The following is a 15,233-nucleotide window of genomic DNA, read 5'->3' on the forward strand; positions in this document are numbered from 1 at the left end:
AATCATTCCTCCTTTCTTTCAGGAAATAAGGTTGCGACATCTGATTGTAAGATCTCAGCCACAATCTTTTTTTCAACCATACTGTTAGGTTGGGTATATCCATACATCCAGCAACGAACTGTATGACGATTACGTTGTGTCGCTTCTACAATAGCTGTAATAACATCTTCTTTAGGAGCTGATATGATAACTGGACGACGTTCTGCCTTTGGTAAGGCTGCAAAATACTCTGCTAGGGGTAATTTTTTGAGATTTGGGACAATATTATTGTCTGAACCATTTTTTTTGCTCATATTTGTAATGTTTTAAAGATTACGTTTTAAAATGTTTAATCGAAAGACACGGAGCTCTGAATCAAGTTTCTCAGGCCGGATGCAGGGCTTCCGTTTCTTTACTAAATGAAACTGTTATGAAAAATTTTATCAAGGTGATTGATGCCTATGATATTGAAAAGGTTATCAACATTGATTTTATCCAATCTTTATATAAAGATGAAGATTACACTATTATCCGATTCAGCAAAGATGATTGTATTTACGTCAAAGACTCTTATGAAGAATTAAGTCGTAAGCTTCTTAAATTACCATCTGAAACAAAACCGTCTACACGTAAGACAGGACGAGGTTAAGAATCATCCTTTTTCTTGTACTTCTCCGGAAAGATGGCTTCTTTCTCTTCATCTGATAAGTAAGTAATATACTCTTTGATGAATAGATAGATCCTCTCGGCTGAAGCTGCTACTGCGTTAGATGAAGCGTAATAGGTTTCAGTATAGTGATCGTAAGAATCAAAGGTTTTACTAATAGTTGCTTGTTGTACACACCATTTACGTAGTTTAGTATCCTGGTGATTGTGAATTAGACGAATAATAGGTTTCCGAAATGTAATTCCTAATATTATAAGGAGGAATACAAGGATGATAGAGGTCAATAAAAGTGTTGTCATAACTTTAATGTTTTAATGATTACGCCGCAAATATAAAGCATAATACTTATTTTATCAAATAAAACACTGATTATTTTCAGCCATTTGTTTTATAAATTTATAATATCTTGATTATGACAGGTTTAGAAATAAAAGAAAAATTAAAAAGATGTGGCTTTACCCAAAGTGAAATTGCTGTGAAATTAGGTGTAAGTCCTCAGACTTTTAATGCATATCTCAAGGTTGATGATATAAAAACAGGTTTACTTGAAAACATTGCAACTGCCATAGGACAAGATATATCGTTCTTTTATCCTAATATTTGCAATAAAAACAACTCTGCTTCAGTTAATGGAAACGGCAACTCCGTCGTTTCAGGAGAACATAATAAACTTGAAGTATCTAAATGCCAAGATGAATTAGAAGCAGCAATGCGTGAAATTCAATATCTAAAGAACATTATTAATGAGAAGGACAAACGTCTTGAAGGCAAGGATAAACTTCTCGAGGAAAAGGAACGATTGATTAATGTATTAATGAATAAGTAATATATAGTTCCTTATAATATATGAAAAGGATACTATAGAATGACAAGAACGCCTCAATAAACTAAAACAAAACAACTTATAAAACTTTAGCATTATGAAAAACATTTTATTCACACTTTTTGCTATTCTCATCTTAACTAGCTGCAGCAAAGATAAAGAAGATTGGACTGAACTTAACAGCAATAACATTATAGGTTATTGGTCGACAGGAATCGAAGGTACTCACAAATTATTAAGTTTCGATGAGGATGGTACTGGCTCTTTTGGAATTTACAGCAATGCTACTCCAATTTCCTTTCAAATGTTCGATTATAAAATCGAGGAAGGTAGAATCTATATTTATGATGTATATCCAGAAGAAAAGACTCCATATTATTTAGATTGTAAGATATCAGGCACGACTCTTAAAGTCGAAACCGGAAGTGAAGCTGGAACCTATAAGAAGCAAAAATAAAAGAATTTAGGAGCCCAATTAATTGATTATATAACACAAAAAACAATATGATGAAAAAGTTTTTTTATTTAACTGCAATACTAACCATAGTTTTGGTTTCATGTAATTCAGAAAAGAAGTATAAAGAAAAACTCTCTAATGCTGCTTCCATGATTGAGAAAGAAGCTAATTTAAGTGAAGCTATAGTTCTTACCTATTGTGATACTTGGAGAAAAGTAATTTATGATCATGAATACAATGGGGAGTATTGCACCGATTTCAATGAAGCCTTAGCTAAGCTTAATGAGTTCATAATCACAACAGATACGTATAAAAGGTTAAAACAAAAGAGAGATTCAATCGAGACTATAATGCCACTACTAAATGATTATCCTTCAAATTGCAAGGATGCTTATAATGAGTTAGTATCAATATATGCGGATGCAGATGAATTATTCAGATTTGCAGATGATCCTAGAGGGTCTTTATCTACATACTCAACAAAAACGACAGACCTTTTTCAAAAGATAGAAAAGTCCATGAAAGAATTTAAAGTTAAGCATATACAAAACAAATAAATAAGGAGTCTAGTTAATTGATTGTGTAACTAAAAAGTAATAATATGAAAGAAAGATATACAGGAAAGTTAAGATGTGCGACATGTGGTGACACTGAATCTTTTGAATTTAATGATGACAAATCATATATCAAATGTGTTAAATGTAATAGAGAATATTTTGGCGGATATGATGAACTACTTTCATACAATCAAGAGACGATTGAAGAAGTAAAAGGGCAAATAGAAGCCGATGCAGAGGCTTACATCAAAAAGTCTTTGGAAGATGCATTTAAAGGCAACAATTTTTTCAAGATTAAGTAAAAAGAGAAACCATTTTTTTTATTTGACCTTTGATCTTGTTTGTAAATGATATTTCTCCTTTTTCATTATCCGCTTTACAAACATTCAGCAAATGGAGTTCGAAAGCTATATTTTGAAGTTCTCTATAGTATTGAGGATTGATAATAACTTGTTCACCATCTAGAGCTGCTTCTAAAAAATCAATTGGACTAAAAGGAGTGTTTCTATTTTTAGATAACTTAAATGTCATATCATATACGATTTCTCTATCTTTGGTAATTATATGCCGGATTTTACCAGTCTTTTTATCAAATGATTTGGTAATGTTATACTCTGTAATAACCATAGTAAAAAGTTTATTTTAAAATATAAATTGTAATGAAGAATATCATAGAAAATATAGATTGGCTAATAACTGCTTTTACTTTTTTAGGGGGGATTTATATGTATATAAACCATACTCGAAGATTAAATCAGCAACAAGTCAAGCTTAATGATCAACAAAAGCTATTAAACAAACAACAAGAATTACTAAACGAATATCAACTTCAAAAAAGTAAAGAGGAGATATTAGAGAAAAAACAAGCTTTAATCGAAGCTAATGTATACAAGACCTCCGATAGAAAAGGAAATCCTATCTGGAGAATGAAAGTATATAATAAAGGTAAAACAAAAGGTTCTAATATCAACTTTAAATCGGAAACATTAAGTAATGATCAAGGCATAATCATTACAGATGGACTTGAGATGTTCCCTCTCCCTAGTTTATTACCGCAAGGTTCAGTAGAACTTTCCATTATTTTATTTACCAGTCATCAGCCAATGCACAAGATAAGATTCACATGGGAAGATGAATCTGGGAAAGAACGTTTTCAAGAACAAGATGTAATATTTCAATAAATAAACCATATGGAAGAAAAAGACAAAATAATCGTATCACTTAGAGAGCAACTTCGGAAAGTACTGCGAGAAAACAGTGCTCAAAAGCAAGAAATTGCTCTTTTGAATTATGAGTTAGAAAGGGGCAAAATAAAGCCCTCAAAATAGCGTTCTTTGAACTATCTTTGAAATGGTTAGCTCGCATCATTACAATTAATTGATATGTAACTAAATAGCTTTCTCTATCATTCTGCTTTGGGAGCAGGGGGTCGTGGGTTCGAATCCCGCTACCCCGACGAAAAAACAAAGTCAAGAAAAATTGAATAGTGTTGAGCTGATACAGTTTGTATCGGCTTTTTTCGTTTGTGTAAATAGGTGTAATTAGACCTCGTTTTGGGGCAAATAAAGAGGGTAATTCTTTGAAATATCTTTGAACTGTTTTTTTAATTATATCTCTATTTTCATCCATTTAAGGGAAAATAAGACAATTTTCTATCAATTCAGACCGATTCAAGTTGTTTAATGCGATTTTAAACCTTTAAAAAACATCAAAACAGTACGACAACATTTAAAGCGATCGTTTTCCAAACTGGAAGACATATAAAACAAGATGGAACATCCAATATAAAAATTAGAATCTATCATAATAGAGAATCCCAGTATATAGCCACCAGCTACTATATCCAGCCCGAAAACATGGATGACTCCAAACGGATCCCGCCAAACGTAACAAACGGCGAAATGATAGAGTACGAAATAAATGCGTATATCCAAATGAATGACTATCTTTGCAAGATTAAGAGAATATTAATAATCAACCCGGTACGTAATTAAAATAATAAAATGAACAGCAATTATAAAGTTGGGGATCTAATTTATGATGCGAATATTTATGATGGAATGAATACTCACATAGATGATTTGCAATTTTACAAGCGGTGGATGCCCCAAAATAAAGATGCCCGTATACTTGAGCTTTGCTGTGGTACAGGCAGACTTACTATTCCAATAGCAGAAGACGGATATAATATTAGTGGAGTAGATTACACTTTTTCTATGCTTGAACAAGCGAAAGCGAAAGCTTCCGAAGCAGGATTAAAGATTGAGTTTATTGAAGCTGATATCAGAACTTTGGATTTGCAGAATAAATATGATCTCATATTTATTCCCTTTAACTCAATCCATCATTTATATCTAAATGAAGATCTGTTTAAGGCATTTAATACCGTTAAAAAACATCTCAAAACAGGAGGCCGGTTTCTACTAGATTGCTTTAATCCCAACATTCAATATATCGTTGAACATGAAAAAAAGCAAATAGAAGTTGCTGCATATACAACTAAGGACGGAAGGGAGATATTGATAAAGCAGCTAATGCGATATGAAAGAAAAACTCAGATCAATCGAATAGAATGGCATTATTTTATTAATGGTAAATTTGATTCAATTCAAAATCTGGATATGAGACTATTCTTCCCTCAAGAATTAGATACATACTTAGATTGGAATGGTTTTAAAATTATTCATAAGTTTGGAAGTTTTGAAGAAGAAGCATTTTATGACAGTTCGGAAAAGCAGATATTTGTGTGTCAATAAACTATTAATTAATATGGAATAGCACTTCCTATTTGAAGATTTCATTTCATATTTAAATAGTATTCCCGAGTCAGTGCTATATACTCTTCACTATATTGATGACGAGCAACTTCCGTTAATAATTCTTCAACAACGCACTCTTGATCATGAAAAGAAAAAGTAATTAGCGTTCGTTTGGGAGCACCTCCCGGTTTAGTTATCACATTAAGCGAACGAACTGCATGCAAACTATGTGCAGACGCTATCGTTCTTACTCTATCAGCTACATCTGTGGGTATTACAACTGTAAAAAGACCTTCTTCCGCCAACAAATCAGCTACTCTTTCCAATAACTTCTCATAGGTTAAGGAATTATTATGCCTCGCCATATTTCGTTGCTGATCCGGACAACTGAGAGAATCCACAAAGTAAGGAGGATTGGAAACTACAACATCAAACTTGTCCAAAGATTGATAGGACAAAAAATCTTGCTTCACCACCTCTATCCTATCCTTCCAAAGAGAGCGGGTCACATTTTCTTTAGCCTGTCGGGCAGCGGCTTCATCTATTTCCAGCGCAATAACTTTCGCATCCGGCAAACTACGTTGCGCTAGCATCAAAGCAACCAATCCTGTTCCAGTACCGATATCCAGAATTCGATGTGCATCCTGAACAGAAGCCCATGCACCTAAAAGCACCCCATCCGTACCGACCTTCATGGCACATTTGTCATGCCACACTGTAAACTGCTTAAACTGAAAGAAAGGATTCGCCATTTTATTAGCCATCTAAAACCTATTTTTTACTGATCTTTGCTGAAAACCGTCAAAAATAAATAATTATTATGGAATAAATCCATTACTGCCCGAAAATTTGGCATTGTTTTTGTGTTTTTATTCCACACTGTGCTTTATTATTAGAGAGAATCAATTAACTTTGCAAACGATTTATGCATATTATGTATGACATAAACTAAATTAAAACGAAAAGATGAAAGAAAGATACTTATTGGAGGAAGAAGTTGGTGAGAACGGCTTCTCGCTAATTACTGACTATGATGGCAATGACGAACATGCGTTTGATGTGAATATAAAATCCGGTGATATCCTTCCGGTTCTCCCCCTTCGTAATATGGTGTTGTTTCCCGGAGTATTCTTACCTATCACGGTAGGTAGAAAAGCCTCATTGAAGCTCGTTCGCGAAGCTGAAAAGAAACACAAAGATATTGCAGTGATTTGCCAAAGATCGGCACACACAGAAGACCCTAAACTGGAAGATTTACACAACATCGGAACTGTTGGACGAATTGTACGGGTATTGGAAATGCCTGATCAAACGACAACAGTCATCCTTCAGGGAATGAAACGTCTGCGCTTGAAAGAGATCGTAGATACACATCCTTATCTGAAGGGTGAGGTAGAACTTCTGGAAGAAGATATCCCAAACAAAGACGACAAAGAGTTTCAAGCCCTGGTAGAAACATGCAAGGACTTGACGATGCGCTATATCAAATCATCAGAAATGCATCAGGACTCGTCATTTGCCATAAAGAACATCAGCAATCCGATGTTCCTCATTAATTTTATTTGCGCCAACCTGCCATTCAAGAAAGACGAAAAAATGGATTTATTAAGTATCAACTCACTCAGAGAACGTACTTATCATCTATTGGAAATCTTGAATCGTGAAGTACAGTTGGCAGAAATTAAGGCATCTATCCAAATGCGTGCCCGTGAGGATATCGATCAGCAACAGCGCGAATATTTCCTCCAGCAACAGATTAAAACGATTCAGGACGAACTGGGCGGCAGCGGTCAGGAACAGGAAATAGAGGAGATGCGTCTAAAAGCTGTCAAGATGCACTGGAATGCAGAAGTCAGAGAGACTTTCCTGAAAGAATTGGCTAAACTGGAACGTACACATCCGCAATCACCGGACTTCAGCGTACAGCTTAACTATCTGCAAACCATGCTTAATCTGCCATGGGGAGTTTATACAACAGACAATCTGAATTTGAAGAATGCAGAAAAGACGTTGAATAAAGACCACTATGGACTGGAAAAAGTAAAAGAACGTATTTTGGAACACCTTGCTGTCTTAAAACTGAAAGGTGATATGAAGTCACCAATCATCTGTTTGTATGGCCCTCCGGGAGTCGGTAAAACATCCCTCGGAAAATCTATCGCATCGGCACTGAAACGGAAATATGTTCGTATGTCTTTGGGTGGCGTACACGATGAAGCAGAAATTCGCGGTCACCGCAAAACTTATATCGGTGCTATGCCCGGACGAATCATCAAGAGCCTGATTAAAGCAGGAGCCTCTAACCCTGTGTTCATATTAGACGAGATTGACAAGGTCAGTGCTGACCGTCAAGGCGATCCGTCGTCAGCTTTATTGGAAGTGCTTGACCCGGAACAGAATACTTCATTCCACGACAACTTTCTGGATGTAGATTATGATCTTTCCAAAGTACTGTTTATTGCAACGGCCAACAATCTGAATACAATTCCCGGACCATTGCTCGACCGTATGGAGTTGATTGAAGTCAGCGGATATATCACGGAAGAAAAAGTAGAAATTGCCCGTAAGCACCTGTTACCAAAAGAGCTGGAAGCAAACGGCCTTAAAAAGACCGATATCAAGATTCCGAAAGATACCTTGGAAGCAATTATTGAATCATATACCCGTGAAAGCGGTGTTCGTGAACTGGAAAAGAAAATCGGCAAGATCCTTCGTAAATCAGCCCGCCAATATGCAACAGACGGTTATTTTGCAAAAACAGAAATTAAACCGGCTGATTTGTATGAATTTCTGGGAGCACCGGAATATACCCGCGACAAATATCAGGGGAATGAGTACGCAGGTGTAGTAACCGGATTGGCATGGACTGCTGTTGGCGGTGAAATACTCTTTGTAGAAACGAGTCTGAGCCGGGGTAAAGGTGCCCGACTTACATTAACAGGTAATTTGGGAGATGTGATGAAGGAATCAGCCATGCTGGCACTTGAATACATTAAGGCACATGCTTCTATCCTCAATTTGAACGAAGATATCTTCGACAACTGGAATATACATATCCATGTGCCCGAAGGTGCTATCCCCAAAGACGGACCGTCAGCAGGTATTACGATGGCTACTTCTTTAGCTTCTGCCTTGACCCAGCGAAAAGTGAAAGCTAATCTCGCCATGACTGGAGAAATTACTCTCCGTGGCAAAGTACTCCCTGTTGGTGGTATTAAAGAGAAGATTCTTGCCGCTAAACGTGCCGGAATCAAGGAAATCATCATGAGTGCCGAAAATAAAAAGAACATAGATGAGATTCAAGACATTTATTTAAAAGGATTGCAATTCCACTATGTTAATGACATAAAAGAAGTATTCGCAATCGCACTGACAGACGAAAAAGTTGCGGATGCCATTGATTTATCTGTAAAGAAACCCAGCCAGGAATGACATTTGAGTTACAATATACAGACACTAAAAGTAATGCCCGTGCCGGTCTGATAACAACGGACCACGGGCAGATACAAACACCTATTTTCATGCCTGTGGGAACATTGGGCACTGTGAAAGGAGTTCATCTCACAGAACTGAAAGAAGATATTCAGGCACAGATCATTCTGGGCAACACCTATCATTTATACTTGCGTCCGGGATTGGACGTAATTGAAAAAGCAGGTGGCCTGCATCGCTTCAATGGCTTCGATCGTCCGATGTTGACCGACAGTGGAGGATTTCAGGTATTCTCATTGGCAGGAATACGAAAACTTCGGGAAGAAGGAGCTGAATTTCGTTCACACATTGACGGAAGCAAGCACATCTTTACTCCGGAAAAGGTGATGGATATAGAACGTACGATTGGTGCTGATATCATGATGGCTTTTGACGAATGTCCTCCGGGAGATTCGGACTATGCCTATGCCAAAAAGTCATTAGGACTGACACACAGATGGCTCGATCGTTGTATACAGCGTTTCAACGAAACCGAACCGAAATATGGCTATCACCAGTCTCTCTTCCCTATCGTGCAAGGATGTGTTTATCAAGATCTGCGCAAACAATCCGCAGAGTTTGTCGCCTCCAAAGGAGCGGATGGAAATGCAATCGGTGGCTTAGCCGTAGGCGAACCGGTAGATAAAATGTACGAAATGATAGAGGTTGTCAACGAAATTCTTCCTAAAGACAAGCCCCGGTATCTGATGGGAGTCGGTACTCCTGTCAATATCCTTGAAGGTATTGAGCGCGGAGTGGATATGTTCGATTGTGTGATGCCTACCCGAAACGGACGAAATGGCATGTTGTTTACCAAAGACGGCATTATTAACATGCGAAACAAAAAATGGGAAACAGACTTCTCTCCTATCGAAGCAGACGGAGCTTCCGCTGTAGACACACTATATAGCAAAGCATATTTACGTCACCTTTTCCATGCACAAGAGCTGCTGGCAATGCAAATTGCTTCCATACACAATCTGGCATTTTACCTGTGGCTGGCAGGAGAAGCCCGGAAGCATATCATTGCCGGAGATTTCTCTACCTGGAAGCCGATGATGGTGAAAAGAGTGTCAACAAGATTATAAAGAATGAAAAGCAATCGATTTATAAAACGGCTGGATTGGTATATCATCAAGAAGTTCTTGGGGACATACGTATTTGCCATCGCATTGATTATTTCAATTGCGGTGGTATTCGACTTCAACGAGAAGATGGACAAGCTAATGGAGCATGAAGCTCCTTGGGACAAGATCATCTTTGAATACTACATGAACTTCATCCCCTACTTCTCCAATCTGTTCAGTCCGCTGTTCGTATTCATCGCCGTAATCTTTTTCACCTCCAAGCTGGCAGAGAACTCTGAAATTATAGCCATGTTCTCCACCGGTATGAGTTTTAAAAGAATGATGCGCCCTTATATGATCTCTGCCGCCATCATTGCTGTAGCGACGTTCATGATGAGCTCATTCGTCATTCCCAAAGGCAGTGTTACCCGCCTGAATTTTGAGGATAAATACATCAAGCCGAAGAAAGTAAACTCAGTCCGAAATGTACAGCTGGAAGTGGACAGTGGCGTCATAGCCTATATAGATAATTACAATGACGGGATGAAAACCGGCAATCGTTTTTCATTGGATAAGTTTGTTGACAAAAAACTTGTTTCCCATTTAACGGCGCGTCGAATCACTTACGATACAACAACGGTCAATAAATGGACTATTCATGACTATATGGTACGCGAACTGGACGGACTAAAAGAGAAAATCACTAAAGGAGACCGAATTGATTCTATTATAAATATGGACCCGTCAGACTTCCTGATTATGAAGAACCAGCAGGAAATGCTGACCAGTCCGGAATTGAGCGAATACATTGAAAAACAGAAACGGCGGGGATTTGCCAATATCAAAGAGTTTGAGATAGAATATCACAAACGAATTGCAATGTCATTCGCATCGTTCATTCTGACAATCATCGGTGTTTCCCTTTCGTCGCGAAAAACCAAGGGCGGCATGGGGCTTCATCTGGGCATCGGTTTAGGACTAAGTTTCTCCTATATCCTTTTCCAGACGATCACTTCAACCTTTGCCATCAACGGTAATGTACCTCCTGCAATCGCAGTCTGGATTCCGAATATTCTCTATGCGGGCATCGCATTCTATCTGTACCAGAAAGCACCTAAATAAAGAAATAGCATTCAGAGATTACACAATAGATATAAAATAGAAGTTCCGCCTATCCTTGCCAAAGGCAAGTGCAAGCGGAACTTTTTTGTTGTATCCATTTCCTCTTTTGTCTATTCTCCATTTTAGTCACCAAACGGTGATCCGGAAAATCCCTCTTTCTCCTTACTTTTTTCGAGACTGTCAACCAATCTCACTTACATAAGCAGAAAGATCTGCAGCAGAGATGTTTTTGGCTATAATCACACCATTTCCATCCAATAAATAGTTTGTGAACCCCCGATTCAAACGGTACTTTTTAAATAATCCGGAGTCCTCGCCTTCTGTTTCCACGAAACAAGTGGGCGTAACTATTTGGTCCTTACGAATGGTTTCTTTAAAGATTGACTGGTATTCGTCAAACGAAACTGAAACCATTTCCACATTACGGGAAGAACGAAGCACATTGCTCAAACTTACGTTTTGCATCCGGGATTGCGCGTCATAACTTGCCCAAAAACTAAGCAACACATATTTACCTTTCAAATCACCCAACTTAAAAGCCGGTTGCTCATTCGACGCAGATTCGATTTTAAAATCAGGGGCTACGTCACCCTCACTCAAACCTCCGGTAGGTTTGTCTTTCTCAACGAAAGCGGTCAAGGAACAAATCAGTAATACAACAAAAATCCATTTTACATAAGAATTCATGTAATTCGGTTTTAGTTAATACTATCCGGGACTGTCCTTTAAACAGTGGTTTCTTCCCGAAACGTTGTCTTTTCAGGCATCAGGCGAAGAGGAATCCGCTGATTATCAGTGCCTTTAATTTTGAAACCGGGTGCAAAGGTAAGTAATTATTAAACTAACTTCCAAAAAAACAAGCAATTTTCTTACTTTTTGGGTGTAACTTTTTATGTTATTTAGCATAAAAACGAACTTTTTTCCCTACTTTTGCAGCGTTAAAGTCTATTTTCTTATGCAACCATCAAATACTGAATTGATTCTGATTCGAGTCACCGGCGAAGATCGTCCGGGACTTACCGCTTCCGTGACTGAAATACTTGCCAAGTACGACGCTACTATCCTCGATATCGGGCAGGCAGACATTCATAATACATTATCATTAGGTATTCTCTTCAGAAGCGAAGAAAGACATTCCGGGTTCATTATGAAAGAGTTGCTGTTTAAAGCATCTTCATTGGGAGTTACCATTCGTTTCGAACCAATAGGTACCGATCAGTATGAGAACTGGGTAGGAATGCAGGGGAAAAACCGCTATATCCTGACGGTATTGGGCCGTAAACTTTCTGCCCGCCAGATTTCTGCTGCCACCCGCGTATTAGCAGAACAAGGCTTGAACATTGATGCTATCAAGCGTCTGACGGGCCGTATCCCTTTGGATGAAGATAAAACAGATACCCGGACCCGTGCTTGCATCGAGTTCTCCGTACGCGGTACTCCCAAAGACCGTATCGCTATGCAGGAACGGCTCATGCAACTGGCAAGCGAACAGGAAATGGACTTTTCTTTCCAACAGGATAATATGTACCGGCGTATGCGCCGTCTGATCTGCTTCGATATGGACTCCACTCTGATTGAAACAGAAGTAATTGACGAGCTGGCTATCCGGGCAGGCGTAGGTGATGAAGTAAAAGCAATCACAGAAAGCGCTATGCGTGGAGAAATAGATTTTACCGAAAGTTTCACCCGTCGTGTCGCCCTATTAAAGGGACTGGACGAATCTGTCATGCAGGAAATAGCTGAAAGCCTTCCTATTACGGAAGGCGTAGACCGCCTGATGTATGTACTGAAAAAGTATGGATACAAAATTGCTATCCTCTCCGGAGGTTTTACTTATTTCGGTCAGTACCTGCAAAAGAAATACGGCATAGACTACGTATATGCAAACGAACTGGAAATAATAGACGGCAAATTAACCGGACGTTATTTGGGAGATGTAGTGGATGGCAAACGGAAAGCCGAACTCCTCCGTCTGATTGCTCAGGTAGAAAAAGTAGATATAGCCCAGACGATAGCCGTTGGAGATGGTGCCAATGACCTCCCTATGCTGGGAATCGCCGGACTGGGAATTGCATTCCATGCCAAGCCCAAAGTAGTGGCAAATGCCAAACAATCCATCAATACGATCGGCCTTGACGGAGTGCTCTATTTCCTGGGATTCAAAGATTCTTATTTGAATATGTAATTGAGACCAAAAATTATTTTATCTTTGTCGACAAATAAAAAGAAGTGATGAAGTTTTCCGAACTAGAACTAAATGCAAATGTGCTTGATGCACTTGACGCCATGCGATTTGACGAGTGCACGCCTATACAGGAGCAAGCAATTCCAATCATACTAGAGGGTAAAGATTTGATAGCAGTTGCACAGACAGGCACTGGTAAAACAGCGGCATTCCTGCTGCCTATATTGAATAAATTATCTGAAGGAGGACATCCTGAAGATGCTATCAACTGTGTCATCATGTCTCCTACCCGTGAATTGGCGCAGCAAATTGACCAGCAGATGGAAGGCTTCTCCTACTTTATGCCCGCATCGAGCGTTGCCGTATACGGCGGAAATGACGGCATTCTTTTCGAACAACAGAAAAAAGGACTTACACTTGGCGCAGATGTAGTAATTGCTACTCCCGGACGACTGATAGCCCATTTAAGCCTTGGATATGTAGACCTCTCCAAGGTTTCTTATTTTATATTGGACGAAGCAGACCGTATGCTTGATATGGGATTTTATGAAGATATCATGCAAATCGTAAAATACTTGCCGAAAGAACGACAGACAATCATGTTCTCGGCAACTATGCCTGCCAAAATACAGCAACTGGCAAAAACCATCCTGAACAATCCGGCAGAAATCAAACTTGCCGTTTCAAGGCCGGCAGACAAAATCATTCAGGCAGCCTACGTATGTTACGAGAACCAGAAATTGGGTATCATACGCAGTCTCTTCACTGACGAAGTGCCCGAACGTGTTATTATCTTCGCTTCCTCCAAAATCAAAGTCAAAGAAGTAACAAAGGCCTTGAAAATGATGAAGCTGAATGTAGGAGAAATGCATTCCGATCTTGAACAAGCGCAACGCGAGGTTGTCATGCACGAATTCAAGGCAGGAAGAATCAATATTCTGGTAGCTACGGATATTGTTGCCCGTGGTATCGACATCGACGACATCCGTCTGGTTATCAATTTTGATGTACCGCATGACAGCGAAGACTATGTACACCGCATCGGACGTACGGCACGTGCCAATAATGACGGAGTAGCCCTTACTTTTGTCAGTGAGAAAGAACAAAGTAACTTCAAATCCATCGAGAACTTCCTTGAAAAAGAAATATATAAAATTCCCGTTCCTGCCGAATTAGGAGAAGCTCCGGAATATAAACCCCGTTCCTACAATAATAAGAGAGGTGATAACTCTAAAAGAAGAAACTTCGGAGGAAAAAGGAATAACAACAATGGAAGAAAAAACAATAACCGTCCCTCTTCTCCCGTAAGAAGCTAAAAAACACTCGTTTTATTTAGTCGGTGTAATAGCCAGTTCACCACTAAAACTGACGGTTAAATTTGCTATACTGTAAATAGAACTTTCCGGAATGGATAAAACAGCCTGATAAAGGAAACCATTCCGGTCTACCTTTACAAACTTAGTATCTGACAAAATTGCCTGCATCAGAAAATCCGCAGGAACTACACTTTCAAACATCTGTTTGGTTATATCACTGGCAAACAAGCTTTTCTTACCTTCATATACGCAAATGTGCATCACATTATCGTAGTACACATTATCCATGCTAATGCCATCTTCGGTATATATAGTTTTGACAACCCTCATTTTAGAAGGATTGATATACACATAAGCACGATAACGGTTGCCATTATAGTTTACAACACTATCACGTTTCGTCACCTCCGTATATGTAGGGATAATCATTTCCTGACCGACAAATGCCAGCGAATCATTAGGATCTTCCGACTTATGCAATCTGATCATATTATCTGTAATCGAGTGAAACCAGAAAATATGTTCCCCCTGCTTATCAATCTTATAATAAGTAGTATCATTGCCATAAGTATAAAGAGTATCCCGTATGATTTTAAATGTAATAGGAGCGCTCTGTGCATCTGCATAATAGATAGTGTCCCCTTCTATACGCATCAACGGGCTCTCAGTCTCATCATCCAGCCAGATTCCTTGCAGCAGTTCTTTCGCACTCAAATCCTCCTCTTGCCTGGAGGAAGAGTGCGGGTTCTTACTACTATTGCATGCTGCGAGCAAGATCGCTACTAACGATATCGCTACAAATTTTGTCATTCGTCTAAATTTTGTGTATA

At 38.7% G+C, this 15,233-nt stretch carries 20 protein-coding genes; 14 read left to right on the forward strand and 6 right to left on the reverse strand.

The window, feature by feature from the left end; genetic code table 11:
* Positions 1 to 2: 2 nt before the first annotated feature.
* Positions 3 to 293 carry a hypothetical protein gene (locus K6V30_RS16675; RefSeq protein WP_011107488.1) on the reverse strand — a complete coding sequence of 97 codons (291 nt, stop codon included), beginning with the start codon at positions 291 to 293 and terminating at the stop codon, positions 3 to 5.
* Between the two features lie 116 nt (positions 294 to 409).
* On the opposite strand from K6V30_RS16675, the gene K6V30_RS16680 reads away from it, so the two are divergent.
* Positions 410 to 628: a hypothetical protein gene (locus K6V30_RS16680; RefSeq protein WP_011107487.1), complete on the forward strand. Its 219-nt coding sequence runs from the start codon at positions 410 to 412 to the stop codon at positions 626 to 628.
* Here K6V30_RS16680 and K6V30_RS16685 read toward each other — a convergent pair.
* Entirely contained in the window at positions 625 to 945 is a 321-nt protein-coding gene (locus tag K6V30_RS16685) for a hypothetical protein (protein ID WP_055268832.1), read from the reverse strand. The two genes, K6V30_RS16680 and K6V30_RS16685, sit on opposite strands and share 4 nt — an antisense overlap.
* A 113-nt stretch (positions 946 to 1,058) precedes the next feature.
* On the opposite strand from K6V30_RS16685, the gene K6V30_RS16690 reads away from it, so the two are divergent.
* From K6V30_RS16690 to K6V30_RS16705, 4 genes are all read left to right on the forward strand, one after another.
* On the forward strand, positions 1,059 to 1,472 hold the full coding sequence (locus tag K6V30_RS16690) for a helix-turn-helix domain-containing protein (RefSeq protein WP_055268831.1): 414 nt from the start codon (positions 1,059 to 1,061) through the stop codon (positions 1,470 to 1,472).
* 94 nt (positions 1,473 to 1,566) lie between these two features.
* Complete coding sequence (locus tag K6V30_RS16695) at positions 1,567 to 1,926, forward strand: DUF5640 domain-containing protein (protein WP_055268830.1); 360 nt, start codon at positions 1,567 to 1,569, stop codon at positions 1,924 to 1,926.
* 47 nt (positions 1,927 to 1,973) lie between these two features.
* A complete protein-coding gene (locus K6V30_RS16700; protein ID WP_224207172.1) occupies positions 1,974 to 2,483 on the forward strand; it encodes a hypothetical protein in 510 nt (169 codons plus the stop codon).
* Positions 2,484 to 2,527: 44 nt separating this feature from the next.
* Positions 2,528 to 2,785 carry a hypothetical protein gene (locus tag K6V30_RS16705; protein WP_055268829.1) on the forward strand — a complete coding sequence of 86 codons (258 nt, stop codon included), beginning with the start codon at positions 2,528 to 2,530 and terminating at the stop codon, positions 2,783 to 2,785.
* On the opposite strand, the gene K6V30_RS16710 is transcribed toward K6V30_RS16705, so the two are convergent.
* The gene (locus K6V30_RS16710; RefSeq protein ID WP_055268828.1) at positions 2,778 to 3,110 is read right to left on the reverse strand and encodes a hypothetical protein; all 333 of its coding nucleotides are present in this window, start codon (positions 3,108 to 3,110) and stop codon (positions 2,778 to 2,780) included. The genes K6V30_RS16705 and K6V30_RS16710 overlap by 8 nt on opposite strands.
* 32 nt (positions 3,111 to 3,142) lie before the next feature.
* Here K6V30_RS16710 and K6V30_RS16715 point away from each other — a divergent pair, with 32 nt between their 5' ends.
* The 4 genes from K6V30_RS16715 (at position 3,143) to K6V30_RS16730 (ending at position 5,239) form a co-directional block, all read left to right on the forward strand.
* Positions 3,143 to 3,664 (forward strand): hypothetical protein, encoded by a 522-nt coding sequence (locus K6V30_RS16715; RefSeq protein WP_055268827.1) that lies wholly within the window; start codon positions 3,143 to 3,145, stop codon positions 3,662 to 3,664.
* Positions 3,665 to 3,673: 9 nt separating this feature from the next.
* Positions 3,674 to 3,811, forward strand: a complete 138-nt coding sequence (locus K6V30_RS16720) for a hypothetical protein (RefSeq protein WP_004303143.1) — start codon at positions 3,674 to 3,676, stop codon at positions 3,809 to 3,811.
* Between the two features lie 468 nt (positions 3,812 to 4,279).
* On the forward strand, positions 4,280 to 4,477 hold the full coding sequence (locus K6V30_RS16725; RefSeq protein ID WP_231946717.1) for a hypothetical protein: 198 nt from the start codon (positions 4,280 to 4,282) through the stop codon (positions 4,475 to 4,477).
* Between the two features lie 9 nt (positions 4,478 to 4,486).
* On the forward strand, positions 4,487 to 5,239 hold the full coding sequence (locus tag K6V30_RS16730) for a class I SAM-dependent methyltransferase (RefSeq protein ID WP_055268825.1): 753 nt from the start codon (positions 4,487 to 4,489) through the stop codon (positions 5,237 to 5,239).
* 41 nt (positions 5,240 to 5,280) lie between these two features.
* On the opposite strand, the gene K6V30_RS16735 is transcribed toward K6V30_RS16730, so the two are convergent.
* Complete coding sequence (locus K6V30_RS16735; protein ID WP_055268907.1) at positions 5,281 to 5,994, reverse strand: tRNA1(Val) (adenine(37)-N6)-methyltransferase; 714 nt, start codon at positions 5,992 to 5,994, stop codon at positions 5,281 to 5,283.
* Between the two features lie 214 nt (positions 5,995 to 6,208).
* Here K6V30_RS16735 and lon point away from each other — a divergent pair, with 214 nt between their 5' ends.
* From lon to K6V30_RS16750, 3 genes are read left to right on the forward strand one after another with little or no spacing between them, the layout of a single operon-like run.
* Positions 6,209 to 8,674: an endopeptidase La gene (gene lon / locus K6V30_RS16740; RefSeq protein WP_010538054.1), complete on the forward strand. Its 2,466-nt coding sequence runs from the start codon at positions 6,209 to 6,211 to the stop codon at positions 8,672 to 8,674.
* Positions 8,671 to 9,801 carry a tRNA guanosine(34) transglycosylase Tgt gene (gene tgt / locus K6V30_RS16745; RefSeq protein WP_022300734.1) on the forward strand — a complete coding sequence of 377 codons (1,131 nt, stop codon included), beginning with the start codon at positions 8,671 to 8,673 and terminating at the stop codon, positions 9,799 to 9,801. Before lon ends, tgt begins: the two co-directional genes overlap by 4 nt.
* 3 nt (positions 9,802 to 9,804) lie before the next feature.
* On the forward strand, positions 9,805 to 10,902 hold the full coding sequence (locus K6V30_RS16750) for an LptF/LptG family permease (RefSeq protein WP_010538056.1): 1,098 nt from the start codon (positions 9,805 to 9,807) through the stop codon (positions 10,900 to 10,902).
* 180 nt (positions 10,903 to 11,082) lie between these two features.
* On the opposite strand, the gene K6V30_RS16755 is transcribed toward K6V30_RS16750, so the two are convergent.
* Entirely contained in the window at positions 11,083 to 11,589 is a 507-nt protein-coding gene (locus K6V30_RS16755) for a redoxin domain-containing protein (RefSeq protein WP_055268824.1), read from the reverse strand.
* Positions 11,590 to 11,857: 268 nt separating this feature from the next.
* Here K6V30_RS16755 and serB point away from each other — a divergent pair, with 268 nt between their 5' ends.
* Positions 11,858 to 13,087: a phosphoserine phosphatase SerB gene (gene serB, locus K6V30_RS16760; protein WP_010538058.1), complete on the forward strand. Its 1,230-nt coding sequence runs from the start codon at positions 11,858 to 11,860 to the stop codon at positions 13,085 to 13,087.
* A 47-nt stretch (positions 13,088 to 13,134) separates the two neighbouring features.
* Entirely contained in the window at positions 13,135 to 14,403 is a 1,269-nt protein-coding gene (locus K6V30_RS16765) for a DEAD/DEAH box helicase (RefSeq protein ID WP_010538059.1), read from the forward strand.
* A 12-nt stretch (positions 14,404 to 14,415) separates the two neighbouring features.
* On the opposite strand, the gene K6V30_RS16770 is transcribed toward K6V30_RS16765, so the two are convergent.
* Positions 14,416 to 15,213, reverse strand: coding sequence for a DUF4738 domain-containing protein (locus K6V30_RS16770; protein ID WP_022300906.1), 798 nt, complete (start codon positions 15,211 to 15,213; stop codon positions 14,416 to 14,418).
* Positions 15,214 to 15,233 lie beyond the last annotated feature (20 nt).

Source organism: Bacteroides faecis (assembly GCF_020091505.1).
Classification (GTDB): Bacteria; Bacteroidota; Bacteroidia; order Bacteroidales; family Bacteroidaceae; genus Bacteroides; species Bacteroides faecis.

What these genes read in the sequence shown, in the direction of transcription:
- K6V30_RS16675 (WP_011107488.1), bottom strand. Translation starts at nt 293, where the DNA reads ATGAGCAAAAAAAATGGTTCAGACAATAATATTGTCCCAAATCTCAAA.
- K6V30_RS16680 (WP_011107487.1), top strand. Translation starts at nt 410, where the DNA reads ATGAAAAATTTTATCAAGGTGATTGATGCCTATGATATTGAAAAGGTT.
- K6V30_RS16685 (WP_055268832.1), bottom strand. Translation starts at nt 945, where the DNA reads ATGACAACACTTTTATTGACCTCTATCATCCTTGTATTCCTCCTTATA.
- K6V30_RS16690 (WP_055268831.1), top strand. Translation starts at nt 1,059, where the DNA reads ATGACAGGTTTAGAAATAAAAGAAAAATTAAAAAGATGTGGCTTTACC.
- K6V30_RS16695 (WP_055268830.1), top strand. Translation starts at nt 1,567, where the DNA reads ATGAAAAACATTTTATTCACACTTTTTGCTATTCTCATCTTAACTAGC.
- K6V30_RS16700 (WP_224207172.1), top strand. Translation starts at nt 1,974, where the DNA reads ATGATGAAAAAGTTTTTTTATTTAACTGCAATACTAACCATAGTTTTG.
- K6V30_RS16705 (WP_055268829.1), top strand. Translation starts at nt 2,528, where the DNA reads ATGAAAGAAAGATATACAGGAAAGTTAAGATGTGCGACATGTGGTGAC.
- K6V30_RS16710 (WP_055268828.1), bottom strand. Translation starts at nt 3,110, where the DNA reads ATGGTTATTACAGAGTATAACATTACCAAATCATTTGATAAAAAGACT.
- K6V30_RS16715 (WP_055268827.1), top strand. Translation starts at nt 3,143, where the DNA reads ATGAAGAATATCATAGAAAATATAGATTGGCTAATAACTGCTTTTACT.
- K6V30_RS16720 (WP_004303143.1), top strand. Translation starts at nt 3,674, where the DNA reads ATGGAAGAAAAAGACAAAATAATCGTATCACTTAGAGAGCAACTTCGG.
- K6V30_RS16730 (WP_055268825.1), top strand. Translation starts at nt 4,487, where the DNA reads ATGAACAGCAATTATAAAGTTGGGGATCTAATTTATGATGCGAATATT.
- K6V30_RS16735 (WP_055268907.1), bottom strand. Translation starts at nt 5,994, where the DNA reads ATGGCGAATCCTTTCTTTCAGTTTAAGCAGTTTACAGTGTGGCATGAC.
- lon (WP_010538054.1), top strand. Translation starts at nt 6,209, where the DNA reads ATGAAAGAAAGATACTTATTGGAGGAAGAAGTTGGTGAGAACGGCTTC.
- tgt (WP_022300734.1), top strand. Translation starts at nt 8,671, where the DNA reads ATGACATTTGAGTTACAATATACAGACACTAAAAGTAATGCCCGTGCC.
- K6V30_RS16750 (WP_010538056.1), top strand. Translation starts at nt 9,805, where the DNA reads ATGAAAAGCAATCGATTTATAAAACGGCTGGATTGGTATATCATCAAG.
- K6V30_RS16755 (WP_055268824.1), bottom strand. Translation starts at nt 11,589, where the DNA reads ATGAATTCTTATGTAAAATGGATTTTTGTTGTATTACTGATTTGTTCC.
- serB (WP_010538058.1), top strand. Translation starts at nt 11,858, where the DNA reads ATGCAACCATCAAATACTGAATTGATTCTGATTCGAGTCACCGGCGAA.
- K6V30_RS16765 (WP_010538059.1), top strand. Translation starts at nt 13,135, where the DNA reads ATGAAGTTTTCCGAACTAGAACTAAATGCAAATGTGCTTGATGCACTT.
- K6V30_RS16770 (WP_022300906.1), bottom strand. Translation starts at nt 15,213, where the DNA reads ATGACAAAATTTGTAGCGATATCGTTAGTAGCGATCTTGCTCGCAGCA.